This window comes from Rhodococcus zopfii NBRC 100606 = JCM 9919 (assembly GCF_001895025.1).
Classification (GTDB): Bacteria; Actinomycetota; Actinomycetes; order Mycobacteriales; family Mycobacteriaceae; genus Rhodococcus; species Rhodococcus zopfii.
Map to the genome: position 1 here is coordinate 74,860 of NZ_BCXI01000019.1, position 20,307 is coordinate 95,166.

At 68.5% G+C, this 20,307-nt stretch carries 13 protein-coding genes; 7 read left to right on the forward strand and 6 right to left on the reverse strand.

From position 1 onward, the window contains the following. The first annotated feature begins 190 nt into the window (after positions 1 to 190). The 3 genes from RZ1_RS14525 (at position 191) to RZ1_RS14535 (ending at position 9,735) form a co-directional block, all read left to right on the forward strand. On the forward strand, positions 191 to 5,701 hold the full coding sequence (locus RZ1_RS14525; protein ID WP_072812887.1) for a glutamate synthase-related protein: 5,511 nt from the start codon (positions 191 to 193) through the stop codon (positions 5,699 to 5,701). Beyond that, positions 5,698 to 7,440 (forward strand): sulfite reductase subunit alpha, encoded by a 1,743-nt coding sequence (locus tag RZ1_RS14530; RefSeq protein WP_072812889.1) that lies wholly within the window; start codon positions 5,698 to 5,700, stop codon positions 7,438 to 7,440. The genes RZ1_RS14525 and RZ1_RS14530 overlap by 4 nt, the downstream gene beginning before the upstream one ends. Positions 7,441 to 7,671: 231 nt before the next feature. Next, complete coding sequence (locus RZ1_RS14535) at positions 7,672 to 9,735, forward strand: elongation factor G-like protein EF-G2 (RefSeq protein ID WP_072812890.1); 2,064 nt, start codon at positions 7,672 to 7,674, stop codon at positions 9,733 to 9,735. A 9-nt stretch (positions 9,736 to 9,744) separates the two neighbouring features. Here RZ1_RS14535 and RZ1_RS14540 read toward each other — a convergent pair whose 3' ends face one another. Together RZ1_RS14540 and RZ1_RS14545 are read right to left on the reverse strand one after the other, a co-directional pair. Then, entirely contained in the window at positions 9,745 to 11,028 is a 1,284-nt protein-coding gene (locus RZ1_RS14540) for an MFS transporter (protein ID WP_238071667.1), read from the reverse strand. Further along, positions 11,018 to 11,686 (reverse strand): ArsR/SmtB family transcription factor, encoded by a 669-nt coding sequence (locus RZ1_RS14545; RefSeq protein ID WP_072812892.1) that lies wholly within the window; start codon positions 11,684 to 11,686, stop codon positions 11,018 to 11,020. The genes RZ1_RS14540 and RZ1_RS14545 overlap by 11 nt, the downstream gene beginning before the upstream one ends. Positions 11,687 to 11,905: 219 nt before the next feature. Between RZ1_RS14545 and RZ1_RS14550 the strand changes: the two genes are divergently transcribed. Together RZ1_RS14550 and RZ1_RS14555 are read left to right on the forward strand one after the other, a co-directional pair. Continuing rightward, entirely contained in the window at positions 11,906 to 12,607 is a 702-nt protein-coding gene (locus tag RZ1_RS14550) for an alpha/beta fold hydrolase (RefSeq protein WP_072812893.1), read from the forward strand. Positions 12,608 to 12,657: 50 nt separating this feature from the next. After that, a complete protein-coding gene (locus tag RZ1_RS14555) occupies positions 12,658 to 13,083 on the forward strand; it encodes a PPOX class F420-dependent oxidoreductase (protein ID WP_072812895.1) in 426 nt (141 codons plus the stop codon). On the opposite strand, the gene RZ1_RS14560 is transcribed toward RZ1_RS14555, so the two are convergent. Together RZ1_RS14560 and RZ1_RS31355 are read right to left on the reverse strand one after the other, a co-directional pair. Beyond that, positions 13,073 to 14,140, reverse strand: coding sequence for a DNA polymerase IV (locus RZ1_RS14560; protein WP_238071666.1), 1,068 nt, complete (start codon positions 14,138 to 14,140; stop codon positions 13,073 to 13,075). The genes RZ1_RS14555 and RZ1_RS14560 overlap by 11 nt on opposite strands. Next, positions 14,137 to 15,054, reverse strand: a complete 918-nt coding sequence (locus RZ1_RS31355; RefSeq protein WP_072812995.1) for a pseudouridine-5'-phosphate glycosidase — start codon at positions 15,052 to 15,054, stop codon at positions 14,137 to 14,139. Before RZ1_RS31355 ends, RZ1_RS14560 begins: the two co-directional genes overlap by 4 nt. Positions 15,055 to 15,193: 139 nt before the next feature. Between RZ1_RS31355 and RZ1_RS14570 the strand changes: the two genes are divergently transcribed. Further along, a complete protein-coding gene (locus RZ1_RS14570; RefSeq protein WP_072812896.1) occupies positions 15,194 to 16,354 on the forward strand; it encodes a serine hydrolase domain-containing protein in 1,161 nt (386 codons plus the stop codon). 5 nt (positions 16,355 to 16,359) lie between these two features. Here RZ1_RS14570 and RZ1_RS14575 read toward each other — a convergent pair whose 3' ends face one another. Further along, on the reverse strand, positions 16,360 to 17,277 hold the full coding sequence (locus RZ1_RS14575) for a TauD/TfdA dioxygenase family protein (RefSeq protein ID WP_072812898.1): 918 nt from the start codon (positions 17,275 to 17,277) through the stop codon (positions 16,360 to 16,362). A 162-nt stretch (positions 17,278 to 17,439) separates the two neighbouring features. Continuing rightward, positions 17,440 to 18,600 (reverse strand): acid phosphatase, encoded by a 1,161-nt coding sequence (locus RZ1_RS14580; protein ID WP_072812899.1) that lies wholly within the window; start codon positions 18,598 to 18,600, stop codon positions 17,440 to 17,442. Between the two features lie 159 nt (positions 18,601 to 18,759). Here RZ1_RS14580 and RZ1_RS14585 point away from each other — a divergent pair, with 159 nt between their 5' ends. After that, entirely contained in the window at positions 18,760 to 20,292 is a 1,533-nt protein-coding gene (locus tag RZ1_RS14585; RefSeq protein ID WP_238071665.1) for an ABC transporter substrate-binding protein, read from the forward strand. Positions 20,293 to 20,307: the final 15 nt, after the last annotated feature.

Consider the following 20,307-nt stretch of genomic DNA (forward strand, 5'->3'; position numbering starts at 1 on the left):
ACACTGCGCCCGGCCGCGGCGGCTCGTGCGGTACGCTGGCAACGCACTCGCGGGTTTCCAACTTGCTACGCGCGGGTTGCCAGACAACGACGTCTACCTCATTTCAGACGTCGGCATCCGAATCAACCGAGTCCGCGCACCGGACTCCACTGTGGCGGCTGCCGGCACGATCCATCGAGGAGGACGTCCGTTGCTTACGCACGCCGGCGGCACCGGCCTGTACGACAGCACTCTCGACAAGAGCAGCTGCGGCGTCGGATTCATCACACGCAAGGACGGCGTGCAGACGCACGAGGTCCTCACCCGCGGTCACGAGGCCCTGTGCGTGGTCCCGCACCGCGGCGGCATGTCCGCCGAGGGTGTCGGCGACGGCGCCGGCGTCAACGTCGACCTGTCGGTCGCGTTCTTCTCCAAGATCACCGAAACGACCCTTTGGGCAGGCGAATTCGGCGTCGGCAACTTCTTCCTCCCCACCGACCCGGCATCGAGGCCCGCCGCGGAGGAACTGATCGGCGCGGCCCTCGCGGCGCAGGACATCGAGGTCCTCGCGGTCCGGGACGTGCCGGTCGACGACAGCGTGCTGCGGCCGGCCGCCGTCGCGTACCAGCTGCCGATCCGGCAGTGGATCTTCGCGCGTCCCGAATCCGTTCCTACGGCAAAGGAATTCGATCGGGTTCTGCACACGACGCTGCTCGCGGTCGAAGCGCAAGCGTACACCGATCCGGCACTGGCCGGGCTGTACCCGCTGTCGCTCAGCGCACGCACCCAGGTTCTCAAGGGCCGCTTGAACTCTCACGAGGTCATCCCCTACTTCGCCGATCTCGCCGATCCGGCACATGCGGTGCACACCCTCTTCTTCCACACGCGGTTCTCCACCAACACGGACCCGCATCCGACGATGGCGCAGCCGTTCCGGCTCATGGCGCACAACGGCGAACTGAACACCGACCGCAAGAACCGGCTGTTCGAGGGTGCACTCGCTCGTGCGCTGGGCCGCAACATCATCCGTCCGCCCGGACAGTCCGACAGCTGCCGCTTCGATCAGACCCTCGCGTCGCGGCTGGTGTACGACGATCTCGATCTGGTGACCGCGGTCGTGCAGATGATGCCGCCCGCATGGGAGAACGACACCACCCTGCCGCCCCGGGTGCGCGCGATGCTCGAGTTCTTCTCGCTGTACGAGGAGAAGAACGACGGCCCGGCCGCGTTGATCTTCGGCAACGGCAGCGTCGTCGGCGCCCGCCTGGACCGGCTCGGTCTGCGTCCGCTGCGCACCGTCGAGACCACCGAATACCTGTGCGTGACCTCCGAGGCCGGCCAGTTCGGCTTCGCACCCGAGACCGTGCTGCGCCGCGGCCGCATCGAAGCCGGCGGCATGTTGTACTTCGATCACGAGCAGGGCCGCTCGTTCGGCAGCGTCGAAGCGCTCGAGCTGCTCGCCGCGCGCCGCGACTACCCCGCTCTCGTCGCCGACGCCCGCGCCGAACTCGCGTCGCTGCCCGAGATCCCCGCAGAGAAGGCCGGATCGCCGCTGCGCTACAACGGCGATCTCGACCGCTACCAGCGGTACGTGTCGTACTCGCTGAACCAGGAGTCGTTCAGGTTCATGCTCGACCCGATGCTCGCGTCGGGAACCGAGAAGATCTCCGCGATGGGATACGGCAACGCCATCAATGCCCTGTCCGACCAGGAGGGCGGGGTCGCCAAGTACTTTTCACAGCGATTCGCGCAGGTCACCAACCCGTCGCTGGACTCGATCCGAGAGGCCGACGGCATGACACTGCGGGTCGCGCTCGGTGCGCGCCCCGGGTCCGGTGCCGCCCAGGCCCGGCAGATCGTGGTGCCGTCGCCGATCCTCACCCACCTGGACATGCTGCGGATCCGCGAGCAGGCCGACACCCCGGTGCGACGGTTCCCGATGCTGTACACGCCGGTGTTCGGTGATCCGGCCGCCAATGCCGCTGCCCTCGAGGCGGCCGTCGAGGCCGTCGCCGACGAGATCGTCGCGTTCGCCCGCGAATCCGGCGGCATCGCGGTACTCACCGACCGGCACATCGCGACCGATCGGGCCGCGCTGCCGATGATCCTGGCCACCTCCGCCGTCAACCAGCGGCTCATCGACGAGGGTCTGCGGCTGCGGGTGTCGGTGATCGTCGAGTCCGGCCAGCTGATCTCCTCGCACCACATCGCCGCGAGCCTCGGCTTCGGGGCCGCCGCCGTGTACCCGCTGACGGTGCAGATGCGCGCGGAGGAGAAGTACGGCGACGAGGCCGATGCCGCATTCCTGAAGTTCCGCAAGGCCGCCGAGAAGTCGCTGATGAAGACGATGGGCCGCGTCGGGCTGTGCACCGTCGAGTCCTACATCGGCGGCGAGTTCTTCGAGCCCAGCTATCTCGACACCGACGACGACGCGCTGCGCCGCTGGTTCCCGAACGTCAGGACACCGGTCGGTGGTGTCGGCTTCGCGACGATCGCGCAGGCGGTCGCCGACTGGCATCAGCGTGCCCTGACGGTCACGACCGAGAAGGACCTGCCGCTGCTCGGCCTGTTCAAGGAACGCGCCGAGGGCGCCGGGCACTCCTACGGCACCACCGCGGTGCGCGGTTTCGTCGACATGACCGAGGAACCCATCACGCTGCCCGCCGGCGACCGCGACGGCGAACCCGACCTCACCGACGCGCTGCGGCTGCTGCCGCTGCACCGGCTCGGCGACGCCCACGGCCTCGACGACGACGCCTACCGCTACGGCGGATTCCGGGCGCTGACCGCCGACGAGATCGACCGGTTCACGATCACCCCCGGCTACCGGGCGTTCGCACGCACCATGGCCGACGAGCGTGCGCAGCGTCCCGCCGCGCTGCGCGACGTCCTGGCCACCCCCGCCGACGTCACCTACGCCACGACCGCCGACGAGTTCCGCCGCGAGATGGGCCGGTTCGCCCGCTACGGCAACAACTCCATGCTGGTGCGCGGCATCTCCGCGGCCCGGGTCGGCGACGAGGAGTTCGTGCTGCGCCTGACCGGCCCGCGCGCCGACGACGCCGAGCGTCTCGATGCGCTCGCCGAGTCGCTGCTCGCCCGGTTCGGTGACGAGATCATCGGCTACCGCTGCTACGGCGACACGGTCACCGTGCAGGCCTCCGGGCAGGCCCGCGACTACCTCGCGCTGGTCCGCAAGGCACCGGACAGCGTGCCGCTGGACCGGGTGCAGCCCGCCCACGAGATCACCCGCACCCTCGCTTCCGGCGCGATGAGCCACGGCGCACTGAACTCCAACGCGCACGAGGCCGTTGCGCACGGCACCAACATGGTCGGCGGCATGTCGAACTGCGGTGAGGGCGGCGAGCACATCTCCCGCTACGGCACGATCCGCGGTTCGCGGATCAAGCAGTTCGCGTCGGGCCGCTTCGGGGTGTGGGCCGGCTACCTCGCCGACCCGATGCTCGAGGAAATCGAGATCAAGATCGCCCAGGGCGCCAAGCCCGGCGAGGGCGGTCAGCTGCCCGCGGCGAAGGTGACCGTGGAGATCGCCGCCGCGCGCGGGGCGACGCCCGGCGTGGAACTGGTGTCGCCGCCGCCGCACCACGACACCTACTCGATCGAGGACCTCGCGCAGCTGATCCACGACTGCAAGGCCGCCCGCGTCCGGGTCGTCGTCAAGCTCGTGTCCTCCGAGGGCATCGGCACCATCGCCGTCGGTGTCGCGAAGGCCGGCGCGGACGTCATCAACGTCGCGGGCAATACCGGCGGCACCGGTGCCGCATCCGTCACCTCGCTCAAGTACGCGGGCCGCTCCGCGGAGATCGGCGTCGCCGAGGTGCACCAGGCGCTGTGCGCGAACGGCCTGCGCGAGAAGGTCGTGCTGCGCTGCTCCGGCGCGCATCAGACCGCGTCCGACGTGATCACCTCGGCGCTGCTCGGCGCCGACAGCTTCGAGTTCGGCACCACCGCGCTGATGATGCTCAAGTGCGTGATGGCCAAGAACTGCAACGTCAAGTGCCCGGCCGGCCTGACCACCAATCCCGAGGTGTTCGACGGTGATCCGCGCGCGATGGCGCAGTACCTGCTCAACGTCGCGCACGAGACCCGCGAGCTGCTGGCCCGGCTGGGCCTGCGGTCGCTGCGCGATGCCCGCGGCCGAGCGGATCTGCTGCACCTGCTCGACCACCCGTCGTCCGTCGGGAAGCTGGACCTGCGCGCCATGCTGACCGTCGTACCGGAGGTGCACGTCGAGAACCCGGCGTACCTGGAGAAGGACTACGGACTCGACGACCGCTGGATCGGTGAGTTGCGCGCGGCGCTGGTCGACGCGGGCGAGACCGCGGTCGCACTCGGCGACGGGATCGCGCTGACCAACCGCAACAAGAGCGTCGGCGCGCAACTCGCGATCGACATCGAGCGGATGCTCGGCCACGAGGAGCTCGGCGAGATCCCCGCGGCGCTGCGCGACGAGCGCGGCCGCCGCTGGCTGCGCGACGGCGCCGTCACCGTCACGACGACCGGCTCGGCGGGCCTGTCGTTCGGTGCATTCTGCAACGACGGAATGGCGTTGGTGCACACCGGAACCGCGAACGACGGTGTCGGCAAGGGCCAGTGTGGCGGCGAGATCGTCGTGCTCTCCCCCGGTGGCGGGTCCGCCGATCACGGCGGCAACGTGCTCATCGGCAACTTCGCGTTGTTCGGCGCGACCGGCGGCCGGTTGTTCGTGCAGGGGCAGGCCGGCGACCGGTTCGCGGTCCGTAACTCCGGTGCCGCCGCGGTCGTCGAGGGGGTCGGCGAATTCGCCTGCGAGTACATGACCAACGGTGTCGTGCTCAACCTCGGCGGGTTCGGCAAGGGCCTGGGCAACGGCATGTCCGGCGGGTTCGTCTATCAGTACGACCCCGAAGGGCTGGCGCCCGGCAAGGCCAGCGCCGACTCGATCGTGCTCGGTGCGATCACCGGCGACGACCCGCAGGCGGCCGTGCACAACGCGGCCGTGCTCGAACTGCTGCACCGTCACGTCGAGGCCACCGGCTCCGTCAAGGCCCGCTTCCTGCTCGACAACTGGCAGGCCCAGCAGGCGCACTTCGTGTACGGCATGCCGCGGGCGTTGCTGCAGTACCAGGACGCCGGGGAGATCCTCGCCGCGAAGTCCCGCAAGGACCTCGCCGAGGAGGTCGCCGCGGCCCTCGTCGAACATCAGGTCCGCAAGTTCAAGACCGACTACCAGCAGGGCACGCCCGTCGCCGGGGGCGTCACCCCGGACGGTACCGACAGCGAGGCGATGTTCGCGCTGCTCAACAACTACACGGTGCTCGCCGCCGCACAGTCGATGGCGCTGCAGCGCATCCCCGGCGCCACCGACGCCGCGGACCCGGCCGTGCAGAAGGCGGTGCGCAACCTGCTGCTGACCGAGGATTTCTTCCTCGTCAAGAAGCTGCAGCGGTACGCGCTCGAGGCGATCTCGGAGCGCACCGACGAGGAACTCGCCGTGCTCGTCGCCGACAAGCGCCTCACCGACTACAAGCGGTCGCTGGCGCTGCGCAACGTCCGTTCCGTGCACACGCCCGGCACCTACGGGTGGATTCTGTTGCAGGACAGGAAGAACCGAAATTCCATCGGCCGCCTGCCCGGCTACGAGGAGCTGTTCGCGCGACACGCGGTCCCGGATCTGCTCACCCCGTCGCCCGCCCTGTCCACGGAGGTGGCTTCCGCATGACCCCGTTCATCCCCACCGACGCCCCGTTCACCACCGACCAGCGGTCCTGGCTCGCCGGGTTCCTCGCCGGCATGCAGACCCGCCTGCTCGCGACCGGCCCCGACACCACCGCCGTTGCCGGTTCGGCGCCCGCGCTGCACATCCTGTACGGGTCGCAGACCGGCAACGCCGAATCCGTCGCCGAGGACACCGCGGCCGCGGCCCGCGGCCACGGATTCACGCCGACGGTGTACGCGCTCGACGACGTCGACCTCGACCGGTTCCCGGCATTGGGCCGCGTGCTCATCGTGACGTCCACCTACGGCGAGGGCGAGATGCCCGACAACGCCGAACTGTTCTGGGACGCGCTGTCGGCCGAGTCCGCCCCGCGACTCGAAGGCATGGACTTCGCGGTGCTCGCGCTCGGCGACACCGGCTACGACGGGTTCTGTCAGGCCGGCAAGCTCATCGACATGCGGCTCGAGCAACTCGGCGCGCAGCGCATCGTGCCGCGCGTGGACTGCGACGCCGACTACGAGGACGTCGCCGCCACCTGGATCGCCGAGACCCTGCCGCTGGTCGCGGCCGTCGAAGGCATCCACGGCGACGCCACCGCGGCCCCGGCCCCGGCCCGCGCGAAGTCGCAGTGGAACCGCAAGAATCCGTTCCCCGCGACGGTGACGGTCAACCGGCTGCTGTCGGGTGACGGGTCCGGCAAGGAGATCCGCCACTACGAGTTCGACCTCGCCGGGTCGGGCCTCGAGTACGAGGCCGGCGATGCGTTGAACGTGGTGCCGGTCAACGACTCCGAGCTCGTGCGGGCACTGCTCGACACGCTCGGCCTGGACGGCACGGTCGTCCCGGCCGGGCACGAACGCACCCTGACCGAGCTGCTCACCTACAGCTACGAGATCACCGCACCGAACATCGACCTGCTCGAGGAGGTCGAGAAGCGCACCCGCAACGAGGAATTGACGTACGTGTTGCGGCACGGCGACAAGTCCGCACTCGACGACTGGCTGTGGGGCCGTGACATTCTCGACGTGCTGCGCCTGGAACCGACCCCGGAGCTGGCCGCCGAGGAGTTCCTGTCGCTGCTCAAGCCGCTGCAGCACCGCGCCTACTCGATCTCGTCGAGCCCGTACGCGACGGAACAGAGCGTGCACCTGACGGTCGCGGCGGTGCGCTACGGCACCGACGGTCGCGAACGCCGCGGCGTGTGTTCGACGTTCCTGGCCGACCGGGTCGGCGAGAACGGCACCGCCGGCGTCTTCGTGACGAAGAACAAGGCGTTCCGGGTGCCCGTCGACGACACCGCACCGATGATCATGGTCGGTCCCGGCACCGGGATCGCCCCGTTCCGAGGTTTCCTGCAGGAACGCCGCGCGCGGGGCGCGACGGGCCGGAACTGGCTCTTCTTCGGCGACCAGCGGCGCGCGTGCGACTACGTGTACGAGGACGAGCTGACCGAGTTCGTGGAATCGGGTGTGCTGACCCGCCTGGACCTGGCGTTCTCCCGCGACCAGGCCGAGAAGATCTACGTGCAGACCCGCATGAAGGAGCACGGCGCCGAGCTGTTCGCGTGGCTCGAGGACGGCGGCCACTTCTACATCTGTGGTGACGCCTCCCGGATGGCGAAGGACGTCGACCGGGCGCTGCACAAGATCATCGCCGAGCACGGCGGTCTGTCCGAAGACGCCGCCGCCGCGTACGTCACCGGCCTCAAGCGCGAGAAGCGGTACGTGCGCGACGTGTACTGACGTCATGAGAGATTGTCACCTGGCTCCGGACTCGCTCGCCGATTCGGAATCCGCCCGTCCTGCAGCGTGAGCGGATTGGCATTCACCGCGTCTCGGTGAGCGCCGCCGCCCTTCGCCGACCTCGTCGAGCGTTGCAGGGCGGCGAAACCGGGCTCAGGTGCAGGTCAAGACGGCTACCCTGGGCGAAGGCCGTGTCGAGCGGTGGCACGGATGCCACGGGAGGAGACTCCGATGCCCGATCGAACCTCGGCGCGAACCGAACGGGCGCCCGTCGTCGAACGCCCGGACCAGCTACGCAACGTCGTTCTGATCGGGTGCAGCGGGGTCGGCAAGACCACCCTCGCCGAATCGCTCGCGCTGGCGGCGGGTGCTGTCGGGCGCGCGGGCCGCACCGTGGACGGCACCACCATCTCGGACTTCGAACCGATCGAACAACAGCACCGGCGGTCGGTGCAGCTCGCCGTGATTCCGCTGGAATGGAACGGCGCCAAGATCAACGTGATCGACACCCCGGGCCACCCCGATTTCGACGCCGAGGTCCGCGCCGCCCTGCGCGCCGCGGACTCCGCGGTGTTCGTCGTCTCGGCGACCGATCCGATCAGCGCCGCGACCCGAGCACTGTGGCGCGAATGCGCCGACGCCGGACTTCCCCGCGGCATCGTCGTCACCAAACTCGACATCGCGCGCAGCGGGTACGAGGAGATGCTCACCGAATGTCACGACGCGTTCGGGCTCGGGCCCGATACGCTGCGCCCGGTGTTCGTGCCGGCCTACGACGGCTCCCGGCCCTGCGGATCGGTGGACGTGCTGCTCGGCCGCACCTACGGCGACCCCGGCGACACTCCGGATCTGGCGCAGATCCGGGAAAGCCTGGTCGAGGCGATCTCCGGTCAGGACGACTCCCTGATGGAGCGCTACCTGGCGGGTGAAACCCTCGACACGGATTCCCTCGCCGACGGGATACGACGCGAAATGATCTCGTGCGCACTCCATCCCGCGTCCGCGGCAACCGACTACGGCGTCGGTGCCGCCGAACTTCTCGACCTGATCGCCGCGGTGTTCCCCGATCCGACGCACCGCCGCCCCGGTGCCCCGGCCGCCGACGCGGACGCCCCGGTGACCGCGCAGGTCGTGCGTGTCACCGGCGACGCGTACGTGGGGCGGATCAGCCTCGTGCGCGTCTACGCCGGCACACTGCGCCCCGACACTTTCGTGCGGTTGAGCGGACCCGGCCACACCGACGACGCCACGGAACGGATCCCGACGCTGACCAGCCCGTTCGGCAAACAACAGCGTCCCGTGCCGGACGCGGTCGCCGGGGATCTGGTGTGCATCGGCAAACTCACCAACGCCGTACCCGGCGACACCCTGTGCGACCCGGAGAACCCCGTCGTGCTCGATCCGTGGCCGCTGCCGGAGGCGCTGCTGCCCGTCGCCGTCGAGGGTCACACCCGCAGCGACGACGACAAGCTCGCACAGGCCCTCGCCCGGCTGACCGCCGAGGACCCCGCGGTGCGACTCGAGAACAATCCCGACACACACCAGTTGGTGTTGTGGTGCACCGGCGAGGCGCACGCGGAGGTCGTCCTCGACCGACTCCGCAATCGGCACGGCGTGAACGTCGACCTCGTCGACTACCGGGTCGCGTTGCGCGAGACGTTCGCGGGCTCGGCGAAGGGCCACGGCCGGTTGGTGAAACAGTCCGGTGGACACGGCCAGTACGCGGTGTGCGACATCGAGGTCGAGCCGCTACCTGTCGGCAGCGGTGTCCTGTTCGAGGAACACGTCGTCGGCGGTGCCGTGCCCCGCCAGTTCATCCCGTCCGTCGAGAAGGGTGTGCGCACGGCCACCGCCAAGGGCGTGGCCACCGGGCATCCCCTCGTCGACGTGAAGGTCACGCTCGTCGACGGCAAGGCCCACTCGGTCGATTCGTCGGACGCGGCGTTCCAGGCCGCGGCGGGGCTCGCGTTGCGCGACGCCGCCACCCACACGACGATGCGTGTGCTCGAACCCGTCGACGCGGTCAAGATCGTGCTGCCCGACGACTATCTCGGCGCGGTCCTCGGCGACCTCTCGGCCCGGCGGGGCCGGGTTCTGGGCACCGAGAACGCCGGTCCGGGCACGACGCTGCTGCGCGCCGAGGTCCCCGAACTCGAACTGGCACGCTATCCCGTCGACCTGCGCGCACTGACGCAGGGCACCGCCGAGTTCGCGCGCGGCTACCTGCGGCACGAGCCGATGCCCGAGGCCCTCGCCGCGCAACACACGCAGGCCGGCAGCGGCAACGGGCATTGAGGATCTTCGTCAGTGAGGTGCCGGCTCGAGGGTCGCTCTCCGGTCGCGCCGGGCCCAGAAAAGCACGGGGATCAGGATCAACGCCAAGATCCCGCCACCGAGCGACAGCGTGGCGAAGTCGGTCGCAGACATCACCACACCCGAGAGGGCGCCGCCGCCGGCACCCGCCAGCGCAATCAGCACGTCGATCCTGCCCTGGGTCCGCGGCCGGTTCTCCGGAACCGTGGCGTCGACGACCAGCGCGGTTCCGGAGATCAATCCGAAGTTCCAGCCGATGCCCAGAAGGGCCAATGCCACGATCAGCAGAGTGAGCGAGTCACCGGGCGCGAGCGCCGCAGTCACACCGGCAAGCAGAAGGGTCACGCCCGAGGCGGCAGCCATCGGAAGCCGTCCGACCTTGTCGACCAGGACCCCGGTCACCAACGACGGCAGATACATCGCCCCGACATGGATGCCGATCACCAGTCCGACGTCACCGAGACCGTGGTGGTGGGCGCGCATGTGCACCGGGGTCATCGTCATGATTGCGATCATCGCAACCTGTGTGAGGACCATGACGGTGGCACCGACGTAGGCGCCCACTCCGACTCTCGCGGTGACGGCGTCCGCGGAGGTCGTTGTCGCGGTGGCGAGTTCGATCCGGCGGGCCAGTAGGAACGGGTCCGGTCGCAGGAGGGTGAACAACGCTGCGCCGGCAGCCAGATAGGCGATGGCAGCGAGGAGGAACGGTCCTGACAACGCGGGCAGCCCGAGCTGCGTCGCGAAGTCGCCGAGCGGTTCGACGAGATTCGGACCCGCGACAGCGCCGAGGGTTGTGGAGACCATCGCGACGCTGATCGCGGTGCCGCGCCGTGCCGCAGGCGCGAGATCGGTTCCGGCATAGCGTGCCTGCAGGTTGGTTGCGGTCCCGGCGCCGTACACGAACAGCGAAATGAACAACAGGGGCACGCTGTCGCTCATCGCTGCCAGGACGACGCCGATGGCGCCGACACCGCCGGCACCGAATCCGAGCCCGAGCCCTATTCTTCGACCGCGTGCCTGCGTGATACGACCGACGAGGAGCGCCGCCAACGCGGATCCGAGGGTGAACAACGCGGTGGGCAAACCTGCCAGGCTGTCCGATCCGAGCATTTGCTGTGCCAGGAGAGCACCGACCGTGATTCCCGCTGCCAGGCCGGCGCCACCGAGGACCTGGCTGACGACGACGACGATCAGGGTGCGCTTCTGCACCCTGCGCCGCTCCGCTTCGTCGGGCACGGTCACGTCCGCGGTCCGTGCGTCACTACGCGACACCGAGGTCGACCTCCTTGCTCGCGCGCCACTCGACGACGCCTTCATCCATGGCCTTTGCATCGACGCCGCGTTCGCACAGCCAACGCGCCGCGTCACGTGCCAAACGGCAGAGCTCACCCCGGCAGTACAGGACAACCTCTGCGCCGGGCGGGATTTCGTGGAACCGGGCTTCGAGTTCAGCCAGCGGGATCGACACGGCGCCGGGGAAGTGCCCGGCGTCGAACTCCGCGCGGGGGCGCACGTCGACGACGGTCATGTCCGGGGTCACCGCCGACGGGTCGATCGTCGGTGTGCACGACCCGTCTGCCTCGCCCATGTACTCGACGAGAGACTGGCGCAGAACCGGATACCGCTGCAGGCCGACGCGTTTCGCAGCCAGGTACAGCTCGGCGACGTCGTCGCCCGCGAGCCGGTAATAGATCGTGGTCCGCTCCCGTCGTGTCTTGACCAGCCCCGCCTGTTTCATCGTCTGCAGATGCGCCGAGGTTGTCGTGACGCCCATCCCGGACATCCGAGCCAGTGCGTCGACCGCATGCTCGCCCTGCGCGAGCAGCTCGATCAACTCCAGTCGGCGCCCGTTCGCCACCGCTTTGACAACCTTTGCGAGAGCCTCGAAGACGGACGACTTGTCCATTTCCTCGCTATTCCCGGGTTCCATGGAATAGGAACATAGCATCCGCTCGAGATGTGTCCGGTCCCGGCAATGCCCGCAATGCTGGTTGGGTGTACCGAGATTTCGGTGCACCCAACCAGCATCCCGCGCCAAGACTTCTCTGGATGTGCTCGTTCACAACTACCGCGACGGGACGCCGCCGAGAAATAAGATATAGGCCTGCCGTCACCCCGGCGCGCAGGTTTCGAGCGCGGAAAGGACCCCATGGTCTCGTATCCCTCGGACGACGAATTCGCCCTGCTTCCCGAGAACGCCGCCGCGCTCGGGTTGAAACTCGATGCCCCACCGGTGGTGCAACGTGTCGGCACCGATATCCGTGAGGGCGTGCATGTCAGCTCACTGCTCTGGGCCACCGCACCTCCTCGCGTCGTGTTCCTGCACGACAACGGGCAGGGCGCCCACGCCTGGGATGCACTCAACCTCGCGCTGGGACTGCCCGCGCTCGCCGTCGACCTGCCCGGGCACGGGCATTCGACGCCCTTCGACGCTCCCGACCACTCCCCCTGGCATGCGGCCGACGCGGTCGCGCACGCCGTCCGCCGATGGGCCCCCGACGCCGAAGCCGTGGTGGGTGCCTCCCTCGGCGGTCTCGCGACCATCCGTCTCGCCGCTATCGTTCCGGAACTGGTGCGCCGCGCGATCGTCCTCGATGTGACGCCCTCGACGCGGCTCACCGACGACCACGATCTTTCTCCCCTGTGGGACGATCTCGCCGGCATCGGGGTTCCCCTGACCCTGATCCGTGGTGGTGCATCGGATTTCGTGCCCGATGCCGACGCCGACGAGGTACGGCGTCGCAATCCCGCCGCGCGGATCCTCGCGGTGCCGCGGGCCGGCCATGCCGTGCACCGCGATGCTCCACGCGAACTCGCCGAGATCATCGGTTCGTCTCTCGAAACCGCCTGATACGCAGGATCTTCCTGCACCGATCCTCGATGCGGCACTAGTCTGGGCGCATGGCATCGACCGATCCTCTCGAAGCGCTGTTCACCACCACGAAACTCGCGACGCTCGTCACCCTCAAACGGGACGGCCGGCCGCAGCTGTCCAACATCGTCCACCACTACAACACCCGCACCCGCACGTTCTCGGTCTCGGTGACCGACGATCGCGCCAAGACGCGCAACCTGCGACGGGACCCACGGGTGAGCATGTTCGTCGACTCCGCCGACGGCTGGTCCTACGCGGTCGCGGAGGGATACGCCGAGTTGTCCCCGGTCTCGAAGCTCCCACACGACGAGACCGTCGAGCAGCTGATCGAACTGTATCGGCAGGTCCAGGGCGAGCATCCGGATTGGGACGAGTTCCGCGCGGCGATGGTCACCGACCGACGGCTGCTGCTGCGGGTGCGCGTCGAACGGTTCTACGGCGTCACCCGCTGACCGGCACCGTTCCGTCGTCACGGCCCGATCCCGGTTCGGTCATCACGACCCGCACCCCGATCAGCCGCACCCGCCGGTCGTGATCGAACCGGTCCAGCAGCGCGACCGCCGTGTCCGCGACGACCCGCGGGTCCAGCGTCGGTTCGGGCAGTGCCCGGGCGGTGGTGTGGGTGGTGAACGGCGCGTACCGGATCTTGACCTCGACCCGGACGCCGGGTCGCCGCTCGGCGAGAATGTCGTCGGTGACGCGCGCGGCGAGCCGGCGCGCATGCTCGGCGACCTGCGCCCAGTCGCGCACGTCCTGCTGGAATGTCACCTCCCGACCGTGCGACCGAGCCACCCACGGTTCGGCTGTCACGGTCGTGCCGCCGGCACCGCGGCCGAGTCCGACGAGCCACGGCCCGGTCTTCGGCCCGAACCGCGCCGCCAGGTCCGGTTCCGACACCGCCGCGAGATCCCGCACGGTGCGGATACCGAGCGCGTCGAGCTTCTTCGCGGTGCGCGACCCGATGCCCCACAGAGCGTCGGTACCGCGGTCGCCCATCACCGCGAACCAGTTGTCACGGGTGAGCCGGAACATCCCGCGCGGCTTGCCGAATCCGGTGGCGATCTTGGCGCGGAGCTTGTTGTCTCCGATGCCCACCGAGCAGTGCAGTCCCGTCGCGTCGAACACCGCGGTCTGCACACCCCGCGCGACCGCCTCCGGATCGTCGGTGTCCACGCCGAGAAATGCCTCGTCCCAGCCGAGGACCTCCACGACGACACCGAGCCCGCGCAGAGTGTCCATCACGACGTCCGACACCTGGGTGTAGGCGTCCGCGTCGACGGGCAGGAACACCGCGTCGGGGACCTTGCGGGCCGCGACCCGCAACGGCATTCCGGACCCGACACCGTACTCGCGGGCCTCGTAGGACGCGGTGGACACCACGCCCCGTTCGGTGGGGTCGCCGCGACCGCCGACGATCACAGGTCGCCCCGCCAGTGCGGGATTGCGCAGGACCTCGACCGCAGCGATGAACTGGTCGAGGTCGACGTGCAGCACCCAGTGCGCGCTCACGTCGGACGCGCCGCCAGTTCCACGGCCACGGCGCCGCCGAGGGCGACGTTCGCGCGGTAGACCGCGACGTTCACGTCGAGGCTGCGGCCGCCGGAGGCGCGATGCAGGTGGTCGAGCAGGAACGGCGTCGTCGCCTTGCCGGTGACCCCGGCGGCGGCGGCCGCCTGCTCGGCCTCGTGCAGCACCCGATCGTGCAACTCCGGATCGAGTTGGGCACGTTCGGTCACCGGATTGACCAGCAGCACAGCACATTTCGAGCCGAGCCGGTCGCGGGCATCGACAATCGCCGCGGCTTCGGCGGGCGACTCCACGGAATAGTCGATCGTGCAACCGCTGTCGCGCACATAGAAGCCCGGGAACCGCCGTGTCCGGTATCCGACGACGGGCACGCCCAGGGTTTCGAGACGTTCGAGAGACGCCGGAATGTCGAGGATCGATTTCACCCCTGCACTGACGACGAGGACAGGCACCGACGCCAACGTGGTCAGGTCGGCGGATTCGTCGAACGTCGACGCCGCACCGCGATGCACCCCACCCAGGCCGCCGGTCGCGAAGACCCGCACCCCGGCGTGGTGGGCGAGAACCGCGGTCGAGGCCACGGTCGTTCCACCCGAAATGCCTTTCGCCGCGGCGACCGGAAGGTCGCGGACACCGAGTTTCTCGACGCCCGGCTCCGTTCCGAGCGCGGCGATCTGACCGTCCGACAATCCGACCGTCGGGATGCCGCCGACGACTCCGACGGTTGCCGGCACGACCCCGGCGTCGCGCAGGTTCCGTTCGACCTCGAACGCGACCTCGAGATTGCGCGGCGGGGTGAGCCCGTGCGTGAAGATCGTGGATTCGAGCGCGACGACCGGTCGCCCGCCGGCGACAGCGTCATGCACCTGCTGCGACACCTGGATGAGCGGCTTCATCGATTCTCCGATCCGTCGCCCCACGGTAGGACGGAGCCGCGGCGGCGCGGGCGGATTCGGTGATCGACCGGTAAGTCCGACCGAACGGCCGCATACTGATCCGGACGAAACGTCCACCCAGCCCACCCTCGGAGCCCCCATGCGCAGACTCCCGATCCTCCTGACCGCCGCCGCAGTCGCCTTGGTCCCCGCCTGCACCAGCGACAACGAAACGGGCTCGTCGTCGACGACGAGCGCGACCGGCACGGAAGCCCGGGAGAGCGCCGATTCCGCGATGGCGGACCGGCTGCAGGAATCCATCGACAGCCTGCACGGCGAGATCGGGTTTCCCGGCATCGTTGCGCGGGTGATCGGTCCCGAGGGGGAATGGACCGGGACCGCGGGGGTCGCCGGTGTCGACGACCAGCGGCCCCCGACACCGAAGGACCGTACCCGCATCGGCAGTCTGACCAAGACGATGACCGCCACCGCGATCCTGCAACTGTGGGAGGACGGCCGGCTCGAGCTCACCGACCCGATCGGTAAATACGTGCCGGGCCTCCCGAACGGTGACATCGCGACGCTGGAGCAACTCGCCACGATGTCCAGCGGAATTCCCAGCTACACGTTCGACCAGGGATTCCAGCAGAAGCTGTTCGCGGACCCCGACACCCCGTGGACGCCGGAACAACTCCTCGACGTGGTGCGCGGCGACCCGCCGAACTTCGCGCCCGGCGAGAAGTTCGAATACTCCAACTCGAACTATGTCGCGCTCGGGCTCGTCGTCGAACAGGTCGGCGGGCAGAGCCTCGCGGACTACTTCCAGGAGTTCCTGTTCGATCCGCTCGGCATGAGCGACACCTTCCTTCCGGCCGACGCGGCGTTCCCCGAGCCGCACCTGTCCGGCATCACCGAGCAGGGGCAGCCGGACGGGGAGACCGCCGACGCCACGAACTGGAACCCGTCGTGGGGATGGGCGGCCGGCGCCGTCGTCTCCACCATCGACGATCTGCAGCTGTGGGCGAAGGCACTCGGCACCGGCGAGGTCATCCTCTCCCCCGCGACCCAGCAGTACCGGCTCGAGTCGTTCAACTACGACCTGCCCCCGGCCACCCCCGAACGGGCCTACGGCTTCGGCTGGGGCGTCGACCGGGGATGGCTCGAGCACACCGGCGAACTGCCCGGATACAACACCTACGCCGGTTATCTGCCGGCATCCGGCACGATCCTGGTGGCTACGGTCAACAGCGACATCCCCAGCCCCGACGGCACCGGCCCCGTCACCGTCGTCGTCGACGCCCTGAAGCAGGACCTCGGGTAGCCGGCTCAGATCGCCTCGAACGGCTCCCCTTCCAGCGCTACCGATTCCCGTCCGTCCGGCCCGACCGGAATGTCGCCGACGAGGGTGACGCGGTACAGGCGGCGATCGTCGTCGGTGGTGAGGTCGCGCGGCGCGAGGTGCACCGTGGAACGGTTGTCCCAGAACGCAATCGAACCGGGTTCCCACCGGAACCGCACCGTGTACTCGGGGCGCGTCAGCTCGTCGTAGAACAGTTCCAGCAACCTGCGGCTCTCGTGCGGCGACACCCCGACGAGATGCGTCGTGAAGCCCGGGTTCACGTACAGCGCCTTCTCCCCCGTCTCCGGGTGCACCCGCACGACCGGATGTTCGGTGAGCAGCGGACGCTTCTCGACGCGCCGCAGGTAGTCGTCGGTGGGGGTGGTGCCCGCGCCGGGGCTGAACCGGTGCACGGCGCGCAGGCCGTCGGCGAGGGCCCTGACCGGCGCCGACAATCCCTCGTACGCGGCGACGGCATTCGACCACTGGGTGTCGCCGCCGTACGGCGGCAGCACTTCCGCACGCAGGATCGACGCTGCCGGAGGATTCACCGCGGCGGTGACGTCGGCGTGCCAGCCGGGCCGGTCGTAGCCGGACGTGCTCGCGACCCGAGCCTTGAAGCGGTCACGGAAGATCGGGTAGATCGTCGGATAGTCCGGGTCCGGGATCGAATCGAAAAGTGGGTGCGCGGGGGTCGGTGCCCCGAAATAGCGTGCAAATCGCAGGTGCTGGTCGTGGTCGAGATCCTGGTCGCGGAAGAACACGACCTTCCAACGCAGAAGCGCGTCACGAATCGCAGCGATCTCTTCGTCGGACAGCGGCCGCGACAGATCCACTCCGTGGATCGATGCGCCGGTCCAGCCGGACAGTGGTTCGACAACGAGTCGCTGTTCGGTCGTGGTCATGTCACGCCTCCTCGGGCCGCGTGGACGAGCTGTGAATGTCGTGCCCACGACGCTAGATCCACGGATCGGTCCCGCTGAAGCGTTGAAATCCCTGTGACCGGAACGGACGGTGGCCGATCGGTGAGTACCGATCGGCCACCGGTGTCCGGTGTCGAACCGGAATCAGTGCACGCCGAGAGACTCGTAAGCGGCGACGAGATCGATACGCAGCCAACCGCCCTCGGGACCGGTCCGATCCAGCGGATAACCGGCCGGGATCGCCGTCTGCCGCAGCACGTCCAGACGCTGTTCGTCTGTCAGGTTCGGCGCGACCGCGCGCAGCAACGCCGCGGCCTCGGCGGGAATGTCGTTCGTGATGTCCGGGCGGATCCGCTCGAATCCGTAGGTGAGCCGCGCGCGGAACTCGGCGCCGGCGGCCTCCGCGGTGCGGTACGGCGTGTCCGCGGCGATGTAGGCGCCCAGCGGCATCCCGGCCGCGGCCTCGAGCACGGTCCGCAGTTCCGCACCGGCCTCGTCGATGAGCCGCACGAATGCCGGATCGCCGAGCCGGTCCGCCGCGGCCGCCTGCCCCATGATGCGGCCGCCCATGACATCGAGTGGATAGTGCACGCCGAGCACGATGCGCCCGTGGCCGATCTCGGAGGCGCGGGTCAGGATCTGCGGTGCCAGTTCGGGCAGCATCCCGGCGAGCAGGATGCCCTTCCAGTACGCCTGCGCCGCATGTCCGGACGGGTACGAATCGGTGCCGTACACCTCGGTGAACGGGTCCGCGGCGCCGCTGACGCCGTCACCGCGGTAGGCGACGATGCGTTCGGGCACGACTTCGAAGGGCCGCGGATTGCTCCAGTGCCCCTTCTCCAGGAGCGTCGAGTTCAGGATGCCGCCGGCGCGGGCGAGGTCCCCGGCGAGCAACGCCTCGACCTTCGGCAGCCGATGCTCGGCGAGCGCGGTCCGGAAGACTTCGCCGAGTCCGCCCCCGAGTCCGTCGGACAGCGACAACAGGCGGTCGTGGTTGTGGTCGAACAGAGCGCGCTGCTGCTCGACCGGGACCGCCGCGTTGTTGATCTCAACTCCCCGGTCGAGGTTGCGCTGCATCAGGTCGGGGCGCGTGTCGCGGATCTCGGTGAATCCGTCCAGCACGCCGATGTAGGTGCCCCGTGCAGGGATGTCCGACGGATACGGCCCGAGCAGTTCGGGAAGAGTAAAGGCCTCGATCACCGGCACGGCCGGCACGGCGGGATCTGCGGAGGCAAACGGCACCGAGACTGTCACCGTCACCGCAACGATCGTCGCCGCTACACCGGCAATCCTGCGGTATTCCATAGGCGTTCCTTCTTCATCGGGACGGGACCTCCGTGAAGTTAAACCTGCAAACCACCCAACCGGCAACAGTCTGGTGAATTCGAATCTCCTCGCCGTGCACTGGAAGGAGAAGCTGACACCTGCTCGGCTCTTGCGAAACACTCCGACCACGCCACGCTCGTGTACGCGGGACCGCACGACACCATCGTCCGGCCGGCCCGCCCTGCCGTACTCGATCAACGCTCGTTACACCGTCACGACCGCGGCAACTGCACCCTTACGCGCCAGAACGGATTTCGTCGGAAACCTGGGTTCGAAATCCTGCATCGCGACCGGGTGATACGCGTCGACAACGGTTCGTCTTGCCCGGTCGTCGGATCGTTTCGGGCCCTGCCCATGCCTTCACACGCCCTCGAACCGCTCGCGCACGGAGCAACATCGCAGAAACTCCTCAGGGTGAGTTTTTTCGTATGTGAAGTCGGCAGTCGCGCCTATCTTTCAATCGAGATCTTTCCCGAGGACGACCAGGCGACTGGAAATCCGCAACGAAAATCACTGTACGAAAGGGCATTCTGTGAGCGGCGGCACAACACGCATGGAGGCGCAAACATGAGCATGTTCGGCAGCAAGAGCATGATCAAGAAGTTCTCCGCATGGTCGGCGTTACTGGTTGCAGCGCCGGTGATCCTGACCGGATGCAGCAACGCTGATGACGAAGACGTGGTGGTCTTCCGCTTCGCGAACTCACCCACTGCTCTGTCTCTGGTCCGGATCGCCGACGAGCTGGGTTACTGGGACGACGCCGGCGTCCGGCCCGAATACGTCGGCCCGGCGACGGCTGTGCCGGCGGTCCAGCTGCTCGACCAGGGCGCGATCGACATCGCGACGGGGATGTTCAACAACGACATCGACGGCAAGGTGAAGGGATTCGAGTTCACCGCTATCGCGTCCAGCATGCTCGACCTACCCGAAGAGCCGCACATGGCCTACTTCACCGGAGCAGGTTCGGACATCACGAAGGACAACCTGAAGGCCATCGAGGGCAAGACCGTCGGTCTGTCCGGATTCAACAGCTGCACCGACCTGGTCATCAAGCGCTACCTGAAGAACAACGGTGTGGATCTCGACAAGGTGAACTTCCTCGAACTCAAGGCCGAGCTGATCGCCCCTGCGATCGAGCGCGGCGAGGTAGACCTCGGCGTCTTCCACCCGCCTCTCGTGGGTGTGCTGCTGAGCCAGCCGGACAGATTCACGCAGGCATTCACCTCGTTCGACGATTGGGGTCCCCTCGGGGGTCAGGCACCGTACGTCGCGAGCAACGCGTGGCTCCAGAAATACCCGGACGCAGCACGCGAATTCGTCGGAATCATTGCGAAAACGGCGAACTGGGCGAACGCCCACCCCCAGGAGTCCGCCGAAATCGCAGGCAAGACAACCGGATACCCCGTAGAACAGACCACCAACTGGCACTACGCGCCCAACGCACTCCTCGACAAGGCGAGCCTGCAGCTGTGGTGGGATCTCGTGGCGGAGGTGGGCGACCCACTTCCCGGCTCGGAGAACCTGAAGCCCGAGGACATCGCGACCAACGCCTTCAACCCGTACGCGACGTCCGCGGACCTTCTGGAAAGCCAGGAGCAGAACACGACCATCATCACCGATGAGCAGAACAACGGCGTCTTCGAGACGCATCTCGTGGATATCGAAGAGTGATCCGGAACGACGCCC